The 19,477-nt window shown below is 51.2% G+C and carries 14 protein-coding genes and 3 tRNA genes; 11 read left to right on the top strand and 6 right to left on the bottom strand.

Annotation, left to right across the window (positions count from 1 at the left end; all coding sequences use genetic code 11):
• Position 1: 1 nt before the first annotated feature.
• The gene (gene purL, locus AOC34_RS04935) at positions 2-4,039 is read left to right on the top strand and encodes a phosphoribosylformylglycinamidine synthase (protein WP_108469034.1); all 4,038 of its coding nucleotides are present in this window, start codon (positions 2-4) and stop codon (positions 4,037-4,039) included.
• 13 nt (positions 4,040-4,052) lie between these two features.
• Complete coding sequence (locus AOC34_RS04940) at positions 4,053-4,808, top strand: spermine/spermidine synthase domain-containing protein (protein WP_108470058.1); 756 nt, start codon at positions 4,053-4,055, stop codon at positions 4,806-4,808.
• 101 nt (positions 4,809-4,909) lie between these two features.
• Here AOC34_RS04940 and acnB read toward each other — a convergent pair whose 3' ends face one another.
• Both acnB and AOC34_RS04950 read right to left on the bottom strand, forming a co-directional pair.
• Positions 4,910-7,495: a bifunctional aconitate hydratase 2/2-methylisocitrate dehydratase gene (gene acnB / locus AOC34_RS04945; RefSeq protein ID WP_108469035.1), complete on the bottom strand. Its 2,586-nt coding sequence runs from the start codon at positions 7,493-7,495 to the stop codon at positions 4,910-4,912.
• 169 nt (positions 7,496-7,664) lie between these two features.
• A complete protein-coding gene (locus AOC34_RS04950; RefSeq protein WP_108469036.1) occupies positions 7,665-7,853 on the bottom strand; it encodes a superinfection immunity protein in 189 nt (62 codons plus the stop codon).
• Between the two features lie 132 nt (positions 7,854-7,985).
• Here AOC34_RS04950 and AOC34_RS04955 point away from each other — a divergent pair, with 132 nt between their 5' ends.
• Genes AOC34_RS04955 through ftsB form a run of 4 tightly spaced genes read left to right on the top strand, consistent with a single transcriptional unit; the run spans position 7,986 to position 12,144 of the window.
• Positions 7,986-9,647, top strand: coding sequence for a CTP synthase (locus AOC34_RS04955; RefSeq protein ID WP_108469037.1), 1,662 nt, complete (start codon positions 7,986-7,988; stop codon positions 9,645-9,647).
• Complete coding sequence (kdsA, locus tag AOC34_RS04960; RefSeq protein WP_108469038.1) at positions 9,644-10,495, top strand: 3-deoxy-8-phosphooctulonate synthase; 852 nt, start codon at positions 9,644-9,646, stop codon at positions 10,493-10,495. Before AOC34_RS04955 ends, kdsA begins: the two co-directional genes overlap by 4 nt.
• Positions 10,496-10,505: 10 nt before the next feature.
• Positions 10,506-11,792, top strand: coding sequence for a phosphopyruvate hydratase (gene eno, locus AOC34_RS04965; protein WP_108469039.1), 1,287 nt, complete (start codon positions 10,506-10,508; stop codon positions 11,790-11,792).
• A 19-nt stretch (positions 11,793-11,811) separates the two neighbouring features.
• The gene (gene ftsB, locus AOC34_RS04970) at positions 11,812-12,144 is read left to right on the top strand and encodes a cell division protein FtsB (RefSeq protein ID WP_108469040.1); all 333 of its coding nucleotides are present in this window, start codon (positions 11,812-11,814) and stop codon (positions 12,142-12,144) included.
• Between the two features lie 11 nt (positions 12,145-12,155).
• On the opposite strand, the gene hslO is transcribed toward ftsB, so the two are convergent.
• Positions 12,156-13,121 carry an Hsp33 family molecular chaperone HslO gene (gene hslO / locus AOC34_RS04975; protein WP_108469041.1) on the bottom strand — a complete coding sequence of 322 codons (966 nt, stop codon included), beginning with the start codon at positions 13,119-13,121 and terminating at the stop codon, positions 12,156-12,158.
• A 50-nt stretch (positions 13,122-13,171) separates the two neighbouring features.
• Between hslO and gltX the strand changes: the two genes are divergently transcribed.
• From gltX to AOC34_RS04995, 4 genes are all read left to right on the top strand, one after another.
• Positions 13,172-14,593, top strand: a complete 1,422-nt coding sequence (gene gltX, locus AOC34_RS04980; protein ID WP_199908348.1) for a glutamate--tRNA ligase — start codon at positions 13,172-13,174, stop codon at positions 14,591-14,593.
• Positions 14,594-14,674: 81 nt separating this feature from the next.
• A tRNA-Ala gene (locus tag AOC34_RS04985) sits at positions 14,675-14,750 on the top strand.
• Between the two features lie 41 nt (positions 14,751-14,791).
• A tRNA-Glu gene (locus AOC34_RS04990) sits at positions 14,792-14,867 on the top strand.
• Positions 14,868-14,891: 24 nt separating this feature from the next.
• Positions 14,892-14,968, top strand: a tRNA-Asp gene (locus AOC34_RS04995).
• 45 nt (positions 14,969-15,013) lie between these two features.
• Here AOC34_RS04995 and AOC34_RS05000 read toward each other — a convergent pair.
• From AOC34_RS05000 to AOC34_RS05010, 3 genes are read right to left on the bottom strand one after another with little or no spacing between them, the layout of a single operon-like run.
• Positions 15,014-15,883 carry a M48 family metallopeptidase gene (locus tag AOC34_RS05000; RefSeq protein ID WP_108469043.1) on the bottom strand — a complete coding sequence of 290 codons (870 nt, stop codon included), beginning with the start codon at positions 15,881-15,883 and terminating at the stop codon, positions 15,014-15,016.
• A 30-nt stretch (positions 15,884-15,913) separates the two neighbouring features.
• On the bottom strand, positions 15,914-16,510 hold the full coding sequence (locus AOC34_RS05005; protein ID WP_108469044.1) for a hypothetical protein: 597 nt from the start codon (positions 16,508-16,510) through the stop codon (positions 15,914-15,916).
• A gap of 38 nt (positions 16,511-16,548) precedes the next feature.
• Complete coding sequence (locus tag AOC34_RS05010; RefSeq protein ID WP_108469045.1) at positions 16,549-17,493, bottom strand: LysR family transcriptional regulator; 945 nt, start codon at positions 17,491-17,493, stop codon at positions 16,549-16,551.
• A 130-nt stretch (positions 17,494-17,623) separates the two neighbouring features.
• On the opposite strand from AOC34_RS05010, the gene gcl reads away from it, so the two are divergent.
• Positions 17,624-19,414 (top strand): glyoxylate carboligase, encoded by a 1,791-nt coding sequence (gcl, locus tag AOC34_RS05015; RefSeq protein WP_108470059.1) that lies wholly within the window; start codon positions 17,624-17,626, stop codon positions 19,412-19,414.
• Positions 19,415-19,477: the final 63 nt, after the last annotated feature.

Raw genomic sequence — 19,477 nt, forward strand, 5'->3', positions numbered from 1 at the left:
CATGTCTTTTTTCCGTTGTTTGCCTGGGGCTGATGCCCTCTCAGCCTTCCGCCAACAGCGGCTTTTGGCCTCGCTTGCAGAGCAGGGCATTTCCCTGACGGCGATTCAAGCCCAATACCTGCATTTCGTATGGTCAGAGACCGCACTGGACGATGCCCAACTTCAGATTTTGGAAGGTCTCCTAACCTACGGCACCCCTTTTACACGCGTAGAACCGAAAGCAGGGTGGTTAGCCAGCCTTGGCAAATCACCACAACCATTGCAGGCGATTGCGATTCCACGCTTTGGCACGGTATCGCCATGGGCCAGTAAAGCCACCGATATTGCGCATCAATGTGGTCTACCATTGCTGCGCATTGAGCGTGGCATTCAATTTACCTGGTTTGCTGATCGAGCCCTGAGTACCAATGAGCAGCAAACCGTATTGGCCGCCTTGCATGACCGCATGACTGAAACCCTAGTTGATTCGGTTGAAGCGGTAGCACCGCTCTACCAAACCCTGGCAGATCGCCCACTACTGCGCATACCGGTGATGGCCGAGGGTGAAGGTGCTTTAGAAAGAGCGAATGTGGAGTTGGGCCTTGCGCTCTCGGAAGATGAGATTACGTATCTTGCCGAGAACTTTAAACGCCTTGGTCGCGACCCAAGCGATGTTGAACTGATTATGTTTGCGCAAGCCAATAGTGAACATTGCCGTCACAAAATTTTTAATGCCTCATGGACGATTGATGGCAAGCCGCAAGATATTTCTTTATTTGGCATGATCCGCAATACCCATCGCCTGCAACCCAAGGGGACGATCGTTGCATACTCCGATAACTCGGCTGTCATGGAAGGTTGCGAAGCGCAAACCTGGGTGCCGCAGGGCGCCGATCAGCGCTATCAAAAAGAGCAGCGACTGACCCATACCTTGATGAAGGTCGAGACGCATAACCATCCTACTGCAATCGCCCCCTTTCCTGGGGCATCCACCGGGGCCGGAGGCGAAATCCGAGATGAGGGTGCAACGGGCATTGGCGGTAGACCCAAAGCCGGTCTCACCGGTTTTTCCGTTTCAAACCTAAACATACCTGCGACCAATTTACCGTGGGAGATGCCGCACTATGGCAAGCCTGACCGGATTGCTGCGCCACTGCAAATCATGATCGAAGGACCGCTGGGCGGGGCTGCCTTTAATAATGAATTCGGTCGGCCGATTCTGGGTGGGTATTTTCGGGTGTTTGAACAAACCATCAATGGCGTGCGCCACGGCTACCACAAGCCCATCATGATTGCCGGTGGTATTGGCAATATTGATGCAATCCATACAGCTAAAAAAGAAATCAAAGCAGGGCACTTGCTGGTTCAGTTGGGCGGCCCTGGTATGCGCATTGGGATGGGCGGCGGCACTGCGAGCTCGATGGCAACCGGTAGTAATGCGGCAGATTTGGATTTCAATTCAGTGCAGCGCGGCAATCCTGAAATCGAACGGCGTGCCCAAGAAGTGATTAATGCGTGCCGTGCTATGGGTGAAGCGAATCCCATTATTTCCATTCACGACGTTGGTGCAGGCGGTTTATCCAATGCCTTCCCGGAGCTAGCCGATGGCGCTGGACTCGGCGCCGACTTTCAGTTGCGTAGCATCCTGCTGGAAGAGAGTGGGATGAGTCCTGCCGAGATTTGGTGCAACGAATCACAAGAGCGCTATGTATTGGCGATCGATGCGGCCCATTTGGATTTGCTGACTGCTCTATGTGAGCGCGAGCGTTGCCCCATCTCCGTAGTGGGGCATGCAACTACCGAGCGTCAGTTACGCTTGGGTGACTCCAAGGTAGATGAGGCCTCTGACGCTGCTTTTCCAATTGATATGCCGATGGAGGTGTTACTGGGCAAGCCGCCCAAAATGCACCGCGATGTGACCCATGTCGAGCAGCAATTTACTGAACTCGATGTCAGCGATACCAAGCTGGAAGAATGCATTGCGTGGGTGTTACAGCAGCCGACCGTAGCGAGTAAATTATTCTTGATCACCATTGGTGATCGTACGGTGGGCGGCCTCAATGCCCGCGACCAACTAGTTGGCCCATGGCAAGTTCCCGTTGCCGATTGCGCCGTGACGCTGATGGACTATGTGGGTTACCGCGGCGAAGCCATGTCGATGGGTGAGCGTACCCCAATCGCCATCATTGATGCGCCTGCAGCAGCCCGCATGGCAGTCGGTGAAGCTATTACCAATCTTTTGGCGGCCGATATTAGTAGCCTTGATACGGTGAAGTTATCTGCCAACTGGATGGCGGCCTGCGGTAAGCCAGGCGAAGATGCCAAACTCTTTGATTCCGTGAAGGCAGTCGGTATGGAGTTGTGCCCCGCATTGGGTATATCGATTCCGGTAGGGAAAGATTCCTTATCAATGGCTACCGAGTGGCGCGATAGTGACGCCATCAAAAAAGTGATTTCGCCGGTTTCTTTGGTTATCTCGGCATTTGCGCAAGTAACGGACACACGCAAAACCAGTTCGCCGCTTTTGCAACGCGAAGAACATGGGCAGCCACTTGACACCGAACTCATTCTGATCGATCTGGGCCGTGGCAAAAATCGCATGGCCGGTAGCATACTGGGTCAGGTTTTAAATCAATCCGGCAAAACAGCGCCCGATCTAGATGATCCAAATGACCTCAAGGCGCTGACGAGCGCAATCATGGCATTGCGCGCTGCAGGTCAGCTCTTGGCCTATCATGACCGTTCGGATGGCGGACTCCTAGCCACCATTGCTGAAATGGCCTTTGCTTCCCGCTGCGGCATTTCGATGAACGTCGACATGATTGCGGTCGATTTAAATCAAGAGCCAGATTATGGGGACGCGAAAAATTGGGCGCAGCAAGTATCGGGGCGCCGCCATGAGCAAACGATGCGAGCTTTGTTTAATGAAGAGCTGGGCGCAGTCATCCAGATTCGGCGCACGGATCGGGATGCCGTGTTTGCAGTATTACGCCAGCTTGGCCTTAGCGCCTGCAGCCATGTAATCGGCAAACCAAACACCACAGGCCGAATTGAGATTTGGCGTGATGCGAAAAGCATTTATGCAGAACCACGTGAAGTGCTGCATAAAGCATGGCAAAGCACCAGTTGGCAAATTGCCCGCTTGCGCGACAACCCATCGTGTGCCGATAGTGAATATGCTTTACTGGATGACATCACCGATCCAGGCCTGACGCCGAAACTGACATTTGATGCGGCAGAAGATGTCTCTGCTCCATTTGTAAATAAAGGTGCCCGCCCCAAAATGGCCATATTGCGCGAGCAGGGCGTGAACTCCCATGTGGAAATGGCCTATGCCATGGATTGGGCTGGGTTTGATACCTACGACGTTCATATGTCAGATTTAATTTCTGGTAAAGCCAAGTTAGCTGACTTCCGTGGTCTGGTTGCCTGTGGTGGGTTTAGTTACGGTGATGTACTCGGTGCCGGAGAGGGCTGGGCTAAAACCATTTTGTTTAATGCGCAATTGCGTGATCAGTTTTCGAGCTTCTTTAATCGCTCAGATAGTTTTGCGCTCGGCGTATGCAATGGTTGCCAGATGATGAGTAATCTGGCGGGGATTATTCCAGGAGCCGATGCCTGGCCCAAGTTCACCCGCAACCAATCGGAGCAATACGAAGCTCGGCTCGTAATGGCAGAGGTGCTTAAGTCGCCATCCATTCTGCTGCAAGGGATGGAAGGTAGCCAGATTCCGATTGCGATTGCGCATGGCGAAGGTTTTGCCAACTTTAGTCAGCAGGGTGATTTAGCAGCATTGCAAAGCAAAGGCTTAAGCGCTTTGCGTTTTGTCGATCACCGCGGCAATCCAACCGAAACCTACCCAATGAATCCCAATGGCTCCCCAGGCGGTCTCACTGGTGTCACCACGGCTGATGGTCGCTTTACGGTGATGATGCCCCATCCTGAGCGCGTGTTCCGTACAGCGCAGATGAGTTGGTCGCCAAGCCATTGGCAACAAACCCCCGATGGGGCAAGTCCATGGATGCGCTTATTCCGTAATGCCCGCCGCTGGGTAGCGTAGTGCAATCATGTTAATGGAGCCAGTCACCTTTTCAGAATCGGGCGGCATTCGCTATTTGCATTTTGGCACTGAGTTAATTCAGGGGGCGATGCGTTTACGCGACCCCAATGAAATCTACCTGGAATATAACCAGCAGATGATGGCTTGGCTTTTGTTTTTAGAGACCAAGCCCGGAATGCAAGTTGCCCAATTGGGCCTTGGGACTGGTGCATTAACCAAATTTACGCACCTGCATTGCCCGGCCATCAAAAATACAGTAGTGGAAGTCAACCCCGCCGTCATCGTTGCAGCACGCAGCATGTTTTTTACGCCCGACGATGATCGGCGTCTCAAGACTTTGCAAATCGACGCGCACGCATTTGTGCGTGATGAGCAGCTTCATAATCGCTTTGATGCCTTGCAAGTCGATCTGTATGACGCCATCTGCGATGGCCCATCGGCTAGCTCGCTTGATTTTTATTCCGGCTGCTATGACTTGCTGAAGTCACCTGGTGTTTTAACGGTTAATTTATTTTCTCGGCACAAAAGCTTTGATATCAACCTGAACAACATGTGCGAAGCCTTTAACAATCGGGTTTTGCTGTTTCCGGAGTCCCATGACTGCAATGTCGTAGCTATGGGATTCAAGGGGCCGCTTTTGCAGGCCGAGTGGGCCGATGTGGTCAAGCGCGCCAAACTAATTCAAGAGAAAACGGGCTTAGCAACCGCAACGTGGGCACCCGGCTTGCGGCATGCCAATGCCAGACAAGAAAACGCCCTGAATATCTAAAGCGCGATACCTCAATCCGATTGAAGTAAAAAATAAGGGGATCATTGATCCCCTTATTTAATGTAAGCAACTATGCGTTGCTCAGTTCTTGGCTACCTTGATTACACCGTAACGGTATCAGCAACATCGCTAAAGGACTTGATCTTGTCAAAGTTCATGTAGCGATACACCTCACTGGCTTTTGCGTTTAGGCTACCCAATTGATCGAGGTACTCCTGCATAGTCGGAATGCGCCCCAAGAGTGCAGCAACAGCAGACAATTCAGCAGAAGCCAAGAAGACATTGGTATCAATGCCTAAGCGATTGGGGAAGTTGCGAGTCGATGTCGAAACCGCCGTGGCGCCTTTGCGCATCGATGCTTGGTTACCCATGCATAAGGAGCAGCCAGGGGCTTCCATGCGGGCACCCGTGCGACCCAAAATGCCGTAGTAGCCTTCTTCGGTCAGAACCATCGCATCCATTTTGGTGGGAGGCGCAATCCACAAACGGGTTGGGATATCCGTTTTTCCTTCCAGCACCTTACCGGCAGCGCGGAAGTGGCCAATATTGGTCATGCAAGAGCCGATAAAGACTTCATCGATCTTCGTTCCCGATACTTCCGAGAGGAATTTCACATCGTCTGGATCGTTAGGGCAGGCCAAAATCGGTTCTTTGATTTCGCTAATGTCGATTTCAATGATCTCGGCATAGTCTGCATTGGCATCGGCTTTAAGTAACTGCGGATTCGCAATCCAGGCTTCCATTGCTTTTATGCGACGACCTAGAGTGCGTGCATCCTCGTAGCCATTGGCAATCATCCACTTCATTAACGTGATGTTCGAGCGCATGTACTCAATAATCGGCTCTTTATTTAAATGCACGGTGCAGCCACCAGCAGAGCGTTCGGCCGAAGCGTCCGACAATTCAAATGCTTGTTCTACCTTGAGATCAGGCAAGCCTTCGATCTCCAAAATACGACCTGAGAAAATATTCTTCTTGCCTTGCTTTTCAACCGTGAGCAAACCGCGTTTGATCGCATAGAGTGGAATCGCATTGACTAAGTCACGCAGCGTGATACCGGGCTGCATGTTTCCTTTGAAGCGAATCAATACCGACTCTGGCATATCGAGCGGCATCACACCGGTAGCGGCAGCAAACGCAACTAAGCCTGATCCAGCTGGGAATGAAATACCAATCGGGAAGCGGGTGTGGCTATCGCCACCCGTGCCGCAGGTATCGGGCAAGAGCAGGCGATTGAGCCAGCTGTGAATCACGCCATCACCGGGACGCAAGGAAACGCCACCGCGATTGGTCATGAAGGAAGGCAATTCGTGGTGGGTACGAATATCCACTGGCTTGGGGTAGGCCGAGGTATGGCAGAAGGACTGCATCATCAGGTCGGCTGAAAAGCCAAGGCAAGCCAAATCCTTGAGTTCGTCACGGGTCATTGGGCCGGTGGTATCTTGCGAGCCCACAGTGGTCATGTGGGGTTCGCAATAGGTGCCGGGACGAACGCCTTGACCTTCAGGCAAGCCGCATGCGCGACCCACCATTTTCTGCGCCAAGCTAAAGCCTTTTTTGTTATCAGGCGGGCTAATTGGTAAGCGGAATTCAGTAGATGCAGGTAGGCCTAAGGCAGCGCGCGCCTTAGCGGTGAGTCCACGACCAACGATCAGCGGAATACGGCCACCAGCGCGTACTTCATCCAAAATCACGGGGGACTTGAGTGAAAACGCAGCAATCTCAGTGCCGTTTTTAAATGCCTTGCCTTCGTATGGGCGCAATTCGATCACATCGCCCATATTCATTTGGTTGACGTCGAGCTCGATTGGCAATGCGCCGGCATCTTCCATGGTGTTAAAGAAGATCGGGGCAATCTTGGTTCCAAGGCAAACACCGCCAAAGCGCTTGTTGGGCACAAAGGGAATATCTTGGCCGGTCCACCAGAGCACCGAGTTGGTCGCTGATTTGCGGGAAGAGCCTGTGCCAACGACATCACCGACATAGGCAATTTGATGGCCTTTTTTCTGTAAAGCCTCGATTTGCTTCATGGGACCACGTACGCCGGTCTCATCTGGCTCAATACCAGCACGGGGGTTTTTCAGCATGACGGTGGCATGCAGGGGAATATCCGGGCGGCTCCACGCATCCGGAGCAGGGGATAAGTCATCGGTATTCGTTTCGCCCGTCACCTTAAACACGGTCAAGGTCATGCTCTCGGGAACGGCAGGGCGGCTTGTAAACCATTCCGCATTAGCCCAGCTTTGCATTACCGACTTCGCATGGGCATTGCCTTTCTCGGCCATCTCTTGAACGTCATTAAAGTAATCAAACATCAAAAGGGTTTTCTTCAGGGCCTCGGCGGCAGCCGCAGCGCACTCGCTATCGGCTAGTAACTCAACTAAGGGGGCAATGTTATAGCCGCCCAGCATGGTGCCGAGCAATTCGGTAGCTTTAACACGGGAAATGAGGGGGGATTTATCAGTTCCTTTGGCCACTGCAGCCAAGAATTCGGCTTTTACTTTGGCGGCCTCATCAACGCCAGCGGGAACACGGTAGCTTATGAGATCAACCAGCTCCGCCTCTTTACCCTTTGGGGGGTTTTTCAACAAACCAATCAGCTCAGCGGTCTGATCTTTGGTTAGGGGCAGGGCGGGGATGCCAAGTGCTGCGCGTTCTGCAACTTGGGCGTTGTAAGCTTCTAACATCGCGTTTCCTATGAATAAGGGGTTATCAATCGAATGGCAATGCGAGATCGGTAAAGGACTTGACCTCGATCAAGTCAATTGTAATGTTTTGGGTCGTTTATGGACAATAAAATTTGTAAAAAACGCTATTAAATAAGGATAAATAGCCAATTTCAAGGCCCTTGGGACCCTAAATGGTGTGTTCGGCCTTGAGGGCCCAAACCAGGGCAATGACCCACCCAATCAAAGACCAGCCTAAAAACAGATTTAGGGCAAAAATAGCCCCGGTATTGATCCGTTTTTTGTAAAACGCAATGGCAAAGGGCAAAAAATAGAATAGGGAGAGAACGCTGATTAAAAGGGCAAATACAAAGCGCATGTCTTCTCACTCTTGAGTCGATTGGGGGCTGGGGCCGAATTGGCCTACATAATGGATTTTACTGCCAGGTCAAATTCTGGACTCGGGTGGAGGTATCGTTATAATTAGAATTTCCAACAGAGCCAAAGCGCGATGACCAAATACGTTTTTGTCACTGGTGGCGTAGTTTCTTCCCTGGGGAAAGGAATTGCAGCTGCCTCGCTTGCCGCGATTCTCGAATCCCGCGGCCTGAAAGTCACCCTCCTAAAACTCGATCCCTACATTAACGTTGATCCGGGCACCATGAGCCCCTTTCAGCACGGCGAAGTCTTTGTCACGGAAGACGGTGCCGAGACCGATTTGGATCTGGGCCATTACGAACGATTCGTGTCTGCCAAGATGCGCAAGAGTAATAACTTTACGACCGGTCAGATTTATGAATCGGTTATACGTAAAGAGCGTCGCGGTGAGTACCTTGGCAAGACCGTGCAGGTCATTCCGCACATTACCAATGAAATCCAGGCCTTTGTTGAGCGAGGCGCTAAAGCCAGCCACGATGGCCAGGTGGATGTCGCCATTTGCGAAATTGGTGGCACCGTAGGTGATATTGAGTCCCTGCCGTTTTTAGAGGCTGCGCGCCAAATGAGCCTGCGCCTGCCGCCCCACAGCTGTGCTTTTGTCCATCTAACATTAGTTCCCTACTTAATTAGCGCCGGCGAACTAAAAACAAAGCCGACTCAGCATTCCGTGCAAAAGCTACGCGAGATCGGCATCATGCCGACCGTATTGCTGTGCCGCGCCGATCGTCCGATTCCAGAAGACGAGCGCTCGAAGATTTCCTTGTTCTCGAACGTTCGTGAAGAGTCCGTTATCTCGGTGTGGGATGTCGATACGATTTATAAGATTCCACAGATGCTGCACGAGCAAGGCATGGATGATTTGATCTGCCGTGAACTGCAAATTGAAGCGAAGCCAGCCGATCTATCGGTATGGACGCATTTGGTTTACGAGATGGAAAATCCCCAACATGAAGTCACCATCGGCATGGTGGGTAAGTACGTCGACTTGACCGAGTCATATAAGTCCTTAATTGAAGCCTTACGCCATGCGGGTATTCATAACCACACCCGAGTCAATATTCGTTACATCGATTCAGAGCAGGTTGAAAAAGATGGGGTCGATTGCCTTGCCAATCTCGATGCAGTACTCGTGCCGGGCGGCTTTGGTAAACGCGGTACCGAAGGCAAGATTGCCGCTATCCGCTATGCACGCGAGAACCGCATTCCGTACCTCGGCATCTGCTTAGGCATGCAATTGGCGGTAATCGAATTTGCTCGCCATGTAGCCCACATTACTGGAGCCAACAGCACCGAGTTTGATCCAGAAACAGCGCACCCCGTTGTAGCTCTAATCACAGAATGGCTTGATCGTGAAGGTCGTGTGGAAAAACGCGGTGACGATTCCGATTTAGGCGGCACGATGCGCCTCGGTTCGCAGTGCTGCCCGGTTAAATCAAATACCTTGGCGCACACCATTTACGGCGACGAAGTAAACGAGCGCCATCGCCATCGGTATGAGGTCAATAATATTTACGTACCCCGCTTGGAAGAGTCTGGGCTGGTGATTTCAGCGCGTACCCCAACCGAATCATTGCCCGAAATGATGGAACTACCCAAAGCCATGCACCCTTGGTTCTTTGGCGTTCAGTTTCACCCTGAATTTACCTCGACGCCGCGCGATGGACATCCACTCTTTTTGGCTTACATTAAAGCGGCCCTGGCGCACCATGACGCAAACCAAGCGGTGGCAGCATGAAGCTCTGTGGATTTGATGTTGGACTAGACCAACGTTTTTTCTTAATTGCCGGTCCTTGCGTGATTGAGTCTGAGCAGTCGGCCCTCGATATCGCTGGTACGCTAAAAGAAATTACTGGATCACTTGGCATTCCATTTATTTATAAGTCGTCTTTCGATAAAGCCAATCGCACCTCGGGCAGTTCCTTTCGGGGGCTCGGCATGGAGAAGGGCTTGGCGATTCTGGCCAAAGTCAGCAAAGAGATCGGCGTGCCGGTCTTGACGGACGTGCATGACATTAGTGAGATTGCCTCTGTGGCGGCGGTCGTCGATGTAATGCAAACACCGGCTTTTTTATGCCGCCAAACGGACTTCATTCGAGCTTGCGCGCAAAGCGGTAAGCCGGTCAACTTCAAGAAGGGCCAGTTTCTGTCTCCGCATGAAATGCTCAATGTCATTCAGAAGGCGCGTGATGCGGCAGCAGAAGCAAATGTGTCCGATCAGTTTATGGTTTGCGAACGCGGCGCCTCATTTGGTTATAACAATTTAGTGTCGGATATGCGTAGCCTCGCCATCTTGCGTGAGACCAATGCACCTGTCGTATTTGATGCAACCCATTCTGTTCAGTTGCCAGGCGGGCAGGGTGGCAGTAGCGGTGGGCAACGTGAATTTGTCCCCGTGTTGGCGCGCGCTGCAATAGCGGTCGGCATCAGCGGCCTCTTCATGGAGACCCATCCCGATCCAGCGAAGGCGCTATCCGATGGACCCAATGCGGTGCCATTAAATCGCATGAAAGAATTATTGGAATCGCTTGTTGCAATCGATACGGTTGTGAAAAAAAGCGGTACTTTTTTAGAAAAGCAGTTTTGAGGAGAAGTTCATGAGTGCCATCGTCGATATTATCGGTAGAGAAATCTTAGATTCACGCGGTAATCCAACGGTAGAGTGTGACGTGCTCCTCGAGTCTGGCGTAATGGCCCGCGCTGCAGTTCCATCCGGTGCGTCAACAGGCTCTCGCGAAGCAATTGAAATGCGCGATGGCGATGCCGAGCGCTACCTAGGTAAAGGCGTTCTCAAGGCCGTTCAAAACATCAACACTGAAATTGCTGAAGCAGTGATGGGGCTAGATGCAAGTGAGCAGGCGTTCTTAGATCGCACTATCAATGAGCTTGATGGTACGCACAATAAAGCGCGCCTTGGCGCCAATGCTACCTTAGCCGTTTCTATGGCTGTAGCCCGTGCTGCTGCAGAAGAAGCGGGTTTGCCTTTGTACCGCTATTTCGGTGGCTCTGGCGCGATGCAGCTTCCCGTTCCGATGATGAACATCGTTAACGGCGGTGCGCATGCGAACAATAGCTTAGACATTCAAGAATTCATGATCATGCCGGTGGGTACAGAAACCTTCCGCGAGGCATTGCGTTGTGGCGCTGAAATCTTCCATGCTCTCAAGAAAATCCTGCACGATAAAAATATGCCAACCTCCGTTGGCGATGAGGGTGGCTTTGCTCCAAACTTCACAAGCAATAAAGAATGCCTCGAAACCATCTTGCTTGCCATTGAAAAAGCGGGTTACAACGCTGGCGAAGATGTACTGCTTGCGCTCGATTGCGCCGCGAGTGAGTTCTATAAAGACGGCAAGTACCACTTAGCTGGCGAAGGCCTGCAGCTGAGCTCGAGCGAGTTCTCGGATTACCTGGGCAATTTAGCCGATCAGTTTCCGATTGTTTCCATCGAAGATGGCATGCACGAGAGCGACTGGGATGGCTGGGCGGACTTAACTCAGAAGTTGGGCAAAAAGATTCAGTTGGTTGGTGATGATTTATTTGTTACCAACACGCGCATCCTCAAAGAAGGCATCGAAAAGGGTGTTGCGAATTCGATTCTGATTAAGATTAATCAAATCGGCACCTTAACCGAGACCTTTGCCGCAATTGAAATGGCGAAGCGCGCCAACTACACTGCAGTTATTTCACACCGCTCTGGTGAGACTGAAGACAGCACCATTGCAGACATTGCAGTCGGTACGAATGCAGGCCAGATTAAAACGGGCTCCTTGTCGCGCTCTGATCGCATTGCCAAATACAACCAGTTATTGCGCATCGAAGAAGATTTAGGTGATGTTGCTAGTTATCCAGGTAAATCGGTTTTCTATAATCTGAAGAAGTAGCATTCAACCTCCCTAGGCCATGCGACTCATTATCTACTCCATGTTTGGTTTACTGATTGCCATTCAGTACCCACTATGGCTTGGGAAGGGTGGCTGGTTCAAGGTCTACGAGATGGAAAAGCAACTCAAGGATCAGAAAGAGTTGAATCAAGCCCTAGCGCTGCGCAATACAAAGTTAGCCGGCGATGTGAATGACCTGAAATCAGGAACGCGCGCGATTGAAGAACGGGCTCGGGCAGAGCATGGCATGCTCAAAGAGGGCGAGTATTTTGTGCAAATTCTGCCTAGCGATAAATCGGTAGCTCAAGCAAAGCAAGATGCGCTCGCCAAAGAGGCGCAAAAACCGCAGTAAGCAGGATCTGCTTAATGTCCGCCCGATGGCGGCCGAGTAGCATCCGTAAGTAAGTCAGTCTTGAAGACCTGAATGCAGTCCACCGCATCAAATCGGTAGGCCTTGCCGCAAAACTCACAGCCCGTTTCCACTGCACCCTGTTCAGCAAGAATGCTGTTTACTTCCTCTTCCCCCAGCATGCGCAAAACATCGGCCACCTTGAGGCGTGAACAGCGACAGGCAAATTGGACTGGCCTTGTCGGAAATGCTCGTACTCCTGCTTCGCTGGATTCATTCAAAAAGAGCCGGCGTAATGTCGTCTCGGGACTGAGTTCAAGCAACTCATCCGTAGTGATGGTTTCGCCCAATGCCTGAATACGACTCCAACCCTCCGCTGCCGTCTGCGGATCAAGGTGAACATGTCCTCCAGAGTTGGGCAGGCGTTGTAACAGTAAGCCACCCACCACCTTTTCATTGGAGGCGAGCCAAATACGGGTTTCCAATTGTTCTGAGTGGCGCATGTACAGCATGATGGCTTCGGCGGCATTGGTTACAGGAACGGCAATGCCATTCTGGTCTTGTTGGAGGGCAACGATGCCTTGATAGGGCGGCTGCCCAGGTTGGCGGTCGCTTGGGTCTAAGGTAATCACCAGACGGCCAGTATTGCTAGCATCCAATAAATCGGCCAGCGTGGCATTCGGATCAATCTCAGTCGGCTCTACCGATAACTTGACTGTAGCGCGCATGGTGAGGTTTGAGCTGCACTCCACCACCAAGAGGGAAATCGGCCCCTTGCTTTGCGCCTGAATCATCAGGGTGCCATCGAATTTGAGGCTGGCACTCAGTAAAGTGGCAGCTGCGACAAAATCACCCAGAATCTGACGAATAACAGGCGGGTCATCGCGTCGCTCCTGTACCGACTGCCATGCAGTGTTAATGGACACAATTTCGCCGCGGACGGGAGCCCCATCACACACAAAGACAAGTAGTTCATTCATGGTCCAAAGTATCCTTGGTTTTGCCTTGATTTGCTTGACCTGAGATAATACTGGCTATGTCTATACGTACCCGATTTGCTCCTAGTCCGACTGGATTTATCCACCTCGGTAATCTGCGCAGCGCGCTGTATCCGTGGGCTTTTGCGCGCCACCATGGCGGTGACTTTATTCTCCGCATTGAAGATACTGACCTTGAGCGCTCCTCCCAAGAGGCGGTGGACGTCATCATCGATGGCATGGCATGGCTTGGTCTTGATATCGATGAAGGCCCCATCTATCAAATGCAGCACATGGATCGTTATCGTGAAGTGATTGCAGAGATGCTGAAATCTGGTCTTGCATACCCTTGCTATATGAGTGAGGCGGAGCTCAATGCCTTGCGCGATCAGCAAATGGCGAATAAAGAGAAGCCGCGCTATAACGGTCTGTGGCGACCAGAGCCAGGTAAGGTTTTGCCCCCTGCACCGGAGGGCGTATTACCGGTCATTCGCTTTAAGAGTCCCATTGGCGGCTCGGTCATTTGGCAAGATGCCGTCAAAGGTCAGATCGAAATCAGTAATGATGAACTCGATGATCTTGTTATTGCCAGGCCTGATGGCACGCCGACATATAACTTTTGCGTCGTAGTAGATGATATTGATATGCGAATCACCCACGTGATTCGGGGCGACGATCACGTCAATAACACCCCTCGTCAAATTAACATCATGCGTGCCTTGGGCGGTACGCCGCCGATTTATGCGCATTTGCCAACCGTCCTGAATGAGGAAGGCGAAAAGATGAGTAAGCGCAATGGCGCCATGAGTGTTCGCGATTACCAGCGCGAAGGTTATTTACCCGAGGCCATTCTGAATTATTTGGCGCGCCTCGGTTGGGCGCATGGTGATGCTGAAGTCTTTACCCGCGATCAGTTTGTAGGCTGGTTTGATTTAGATCATTTGGGGCGCTCCCCGGCACAACACAACCCGGAGAAGTTACTTTGGCTGAACCACCATTACATTCAGCATAGCGATGCGGCAAAACTAGCAGAGCAGGTCAAACCATTTGCCCTTGAGCGCGGAATTACCATTCCGCAAGCGGGGCAGGGCCCGGACTTTGTTCAGGTGGTTGGACTCCTGAAAGACCGCGCCAATACCTTGATAGAAATTGCCGATGGCGCCAAGCTGTTTTACATGCCAGCACCCGCGTTTTCGCAGCAGGAAATTGATACCAATATTCCAGCGAATATCCGTCCGGCATTGGCTGACTTGATCACGGCATTTGAGGCGAGCGATAGCAGCAAAGAGGGGTATTCGGCGGCATTTAAGGCGGTCTTAGCGCAGCATCAACTGAAGATGCCAGCCTTGGCCATGCCTGTTCGCTACGCTCTATTTGCCACTACCCAAACCCCAGCGATTGATGCCGTCTTGGTCATCCTAGGTAAGGCTGAAACGGTGCAGCGCCTGAGGAGGGTGCTTGCCACCAAAAATTAGGGCGGGCAGGCAAAAATAGGCTAAAATCTTGGATTGTTTTAAATGTCTTGTGTTGCAGTAGCAGTTTGAACGCGAGATTATGGGGGTATAGCTCAGCTGGGAGAGCGCTTGCATGGCATGCAAGAGGTCAGCGGTTCGATCCCGCTTATCTCCACCAGCATTTAGAATGGCAGCACATGCAGTAAATGGTAGTCCACGGTCCCCATCGTCTAGAGGCCTAGGACATCACCCTTTCACGGTGAGTACGGGGGTTCGAATCCCCCTGGGGACGCCAGATTTTGTAGTAACGCAGCAGTTTGGAGCGGTAGTTCAGTTGGTTAGAATATCGGCCTGTCACGCCGAGGGTCGCGGGTTCGAGTCCCGTCCGCTCCGCCAAGATTGATAAAAAAGCCCCTTAATCGGGGCTTTTTTATTGCTGCTTTATTTCATTGTTGGGTCGGAGCCCGGGGCCTTTGGTGCATCCCGATACAGAGGCTCAACCGCCGGCATTAATGCGCTGAGCTGTTCAATGCGCGTTTCGCCCGAAGGGTGGGTTGATAAGAACTCGGGAGGATTTTTACCTTGCGTTGCCTTCATCATCTTTTGCCATACGGAGATTGCTGCGCGGGGGTTGTAGCCAGCCCTGGCAGCCAGCTCAATTCCAATCGCATCGGCTTCGCTTTCATGTTGCCTTGAATTTGGCAACACCAATACGTATTGCGCCACTTGATTGGCTGCATTAATTTGCGCGCCATAGCCTCCGGCTGCAGCCAGTGCAATATTGGTGATCGTACTTTGTGCCATGGCTTGCGATAGGCGCTCTCTGCCGTGTTCACGTAGTGCGTGCGCAATCTCATGCCCCATGATGGCAGCAATCTCATCATCATTGAGCTTAAGTTGATCAATGATTCCGGTATAAAAAGTAATCTTGCCGCCGGGTGCGCAGGTGGCATTCAGAATGGGTGCGTTAATCAGGCTCAGTTGCCAATTCCATTTCTGGGTATCGTCCCGAAAGTAGGCAGTTTGTGGAATAAGGCGATTGGCAATATTGATCAAGCGATCGTATTGCGGCCCTGATGCAATCAGAATCTTTTTATCTTGGGCTTTTTTATTTTGCTCTTTAAAACTAATGGCCGATAAACGCTCAACCTCGCTTTGGGAGGCCACCATTAGCTGCTGGCGATTGATGCCCACTACGCCCGGGCGGGTCGTAGTGGTACATGCAGTAACCAGGGCAATACTGGCAATGCAAAAGGCGATGAGGCGGTAATGCGTATTGCGGATGCATTTACTGATCAAGGACCTTTGCATTCTGTTCGCCATTAAATTGATAAGGGCGTATTACTTCTTTCCTGGTGTAATCGAAGCAGCCATTCTGTCGATGAAAAGAGCGCGCACTACATCGCCTACTGCAATGTCTTTCAGGAGCTCTGGGTTCTTCACCTTGACCACAGTGACCTTACCATTAGGACCCTTAATAGAAGCAGTCTTCTTGGTGCGATCTACGGCAACCACATCGGCAATGATTTCAGTTGCGTTGGTAATGGTCTGTGCTGGCTTTTGGCCAGGCTGTGCAGTGGTAACAGCAGAAGCTTCTTGCTTGCTGCGAATACCATCGCTTTTGGTTTTAATCAGCTCAAGAGCAACTGCAACCTCATAGGTTACGCTCAGGTGGTCGCCTACTTTGATCTGCGCAAAGTTCTTAATTTCTGGGCCAGCCACAAAACTCGACTCACCTTCTTTATTTTTAAAGGTAATAGTGCGTGTTTTGGCATCAATCTTTACGACATCGCCCTGGTATAAGTCATAGACGGTATCCATAATGGCAGCAGCTTCTACTTTAGGCTTGGCTGGGCTAGCAGGCTGTGCTTGAACTAGGCCAGTCGATGCAAGTAATGCCGCAGTAACTGCAGCGATGTGGAGGGATGTATGTTTCATATGCTTCCTTTTGGTTTGATAAAAAATGATCTCTGTTTTTACTGCGTACTAATTGATTCAACAAGCTGAGTTTGATTTTCTGGGCGCTCCCACCAATTGCCGACAAAGTATCCCTGTAGCCAGTCGATGTATTGACTAACCTTACCAGGCACAAGGCGCGGGGAAGAAAACACCGCATGGATTTCTTGGGAGGGCAGGGTCCAGTCCGTCAAAATGGGTTGCAAATTTCCTTTTTTAACTGAGCGGTGCGCTACATACCAAGGGAGCGCTGCTAAACCCATTTTAGCGATGGTGGCCGCCAATAATGTCGACAAATTATTGGAATAGAGCGGTCCTTTAACCGGAACTGAAAGTGCTGCACCATCAGCCCCGCTAAAGTGCCAACGGTGGTTATCTTGAACCGAGCTATAAATTAAAGCCTGATGCTCCGCTAACTCGGTTGGATGCTTGGGCGTGCCATGCTCTTCTAAATAGGCCGGGCTGGCAACCAACACCCAGGGATTGAGACCCAAATAGCGGGAACCCAACGAAGAGTCCGGCAATCGGCCCATGCGAATCGCCAAATCAATGCCTTCCTCGACTAAATTGACGTAGTGGTCATCTAGACTCAAGTGCACTTGCAGCTGGGGGTGCTGGCTCATGAATTCCAGTACCAAGGGAGTCAAAATACGGCGACCGAAGGCAACCGAAGAGCTAATCGACAATTTGCCCTGAATTTTGCTTTGCAAGAGGGCGGCTAAATTATCTGCATCCTCGAGCTCGCGCGAAATGACTTTGCATTTCTCATAATAGATTTGGCCAATTTCAGTCGGAGTGACCCCTCTGGTGCTGCGGTGCAACAAAAGGGAACCGAGGCGTTTTTCTAAAAAGGCGATGTGCTTGGTGGCGGTGGGCTGGGTAATACCAAGGCTGGTGGCGGCCTTGCTAAAGGAGCCAGTCTCAACGACGCGAACAAATAGGGCAATGCCCTGTATGCGATCCATTTGCCTATTTTAGCCTGATTCTGATCTGGGGTATTCCAAATTGGAATAGGTGATATGAATGCGCCTGCCATTCTCATTTGGGCCGGAAGTCGCGATCATTCATTCATTCTTAAAACGTGGAGGAGACATCATGGCCAAAATGAAAGCCGCAATGGCTGCAGTACTAGTAATGGAAAAAGAGGGCGTTTCTACCGCCTTTGGCGTTCCAGGTGCAGCAATCAATCCGCTGTATGCGCAATTACGCGAGCGTCAATCCATTACGCACATTTTGGCTCGTCACGTCGAGGGCGCCTCGCATATGGCCGAAGGCTATACCCGCGCGAAGGCTGGCAATATCGGTGTTTGCATCGGCACCTCAGGCCCTGCTGGCACCGACATGATCACCGGTCTCTATTCAGCCAGCGCTGACTCCATTCCAATTCTGTGCATTACTGGCCAAGCACCACGTGCGCGCCTCTACAAAGAAGACTTTCAGGCGGTTGATATTGAAACCATCTCTAAGCCAGTAACCAAAATGTCTGTAACCGTACGCGAGCCTGGCTTGGTGCCCCGCGTATTCCAGCAGGCCTTTCATGTGATGCGCTCCGGACGTCCTGGCCCAGTCTTAATTGATTTGCCGATTGATGTTCAGCTTGCTGAAATCGAATTTGATATTGATACCTACGAGCCATTGCCGGTTTACAAGCCTGCGGCTAGCCGTAAGCAGATTGAAAAAGCCATTGAAATGCTGATGGCATCTGAAAAGCCCTTGATCGTATCTGGCGGCGGCGTTATTAATGCCGATGCAGATAAGTTATTGGTTGAGTTTGCCGAGTTGACCGGTATTCCAGTGATTCCTACCCTGATGGGCTGGGGCACGATTCCTGATGACCATCCGCTGATGGCTGGCATGGTCGGATTGCAAACATCCCATCGCTACGGTAATGCCACGATGCTCGCCAGCGACTTTGTTTTGGGTATTGGTAACCGCTGGGCTAACCGCCACACTGGTTCACTTGAGGTGTATTGCAAAGACCGTAAATTTGTCCACGTCGACATTGAGCCTACGCAAATTGGACGCGTCTTTAATCCAGACTACGGCATTGTTTCCGATGCAAAAGCTGCTTTGGAATTGTTTGTTGAAGTAGCCAAAGAATGGAAAGCCAAAGGTAAATTAAAAGACTACAGCGACTGGGTCAGCCGTTGTCAAGAGCGTAAGCGTTTGATGTTGCGCAAGACCAATTTTGATAATGTGCCTATCAAGCCACAGCGCGTATACCAAGAGATGAACTCGGTATTCGGTCGTGACACAGTCTATGTATCGACCATTGGTTTATCGCAAATTGCAGGCGGTCAGTTCTTGCACGTGTATGGCGCGCGTCAGTGGATCAATTGCGGTCAAGCCGGTCCCTTAGGTTGGACTATTCCTGCAGCACTCGGCGTGTTAGCCTCTGACCCAACCAAGACAGTCGTTGGTCTTGCCGGTGACTATGATTTCCAATTCTTAATTGAAGAGTTGGCTGTTGGCGCACAATTCCATTTGCCGCTGGTTATGGTTTTAGTGAATAACAGCTACCTTGGCTTAATTCGTCAAGCGCAGCGCGGCTTTGAGATGGACTACTGCGTCCAGCTCGCCTTTGACAACATTAACGTGGATGATCAAAACCTCAAAGGGTATGGCGTTGACCACGGCAAGGTGGTTGAAGGACTCGGCTGCAAGGCCTTGCGCGTGACTGACCCTAGCAAGATCAATGCTGCCTTGATCGAAGCGCAAAAGATAGCCAAAGAACATCGCGTTCCAGTAGTGGTTGAGGTTATCTTAGAGAAGGTAACTAATATTGCGATGGGCACCGAGATTAATAATGTCAATGAATTTGAAGACATTGATTGCCGTCACCCTGCTGGTACTGAAGGATTGGTTACAGCCGGTTTGCTCGAGTAATTGGTTTAATCAATAGAATGCTGTTCTAATGCGGTATTACGAAAGTAATACCGCAATTTTTTA

This window comes from Polynucleobacter difficilis, from assembly GCF_003065365.1.
Classification (GTDB): domain Bacteria; phylum Pseudomonadota; class Gammaproteobacteria; order Burkholderiales; family Burkholderiaceae; genus Polynucleobacter; species Polynucleobacter difficilis.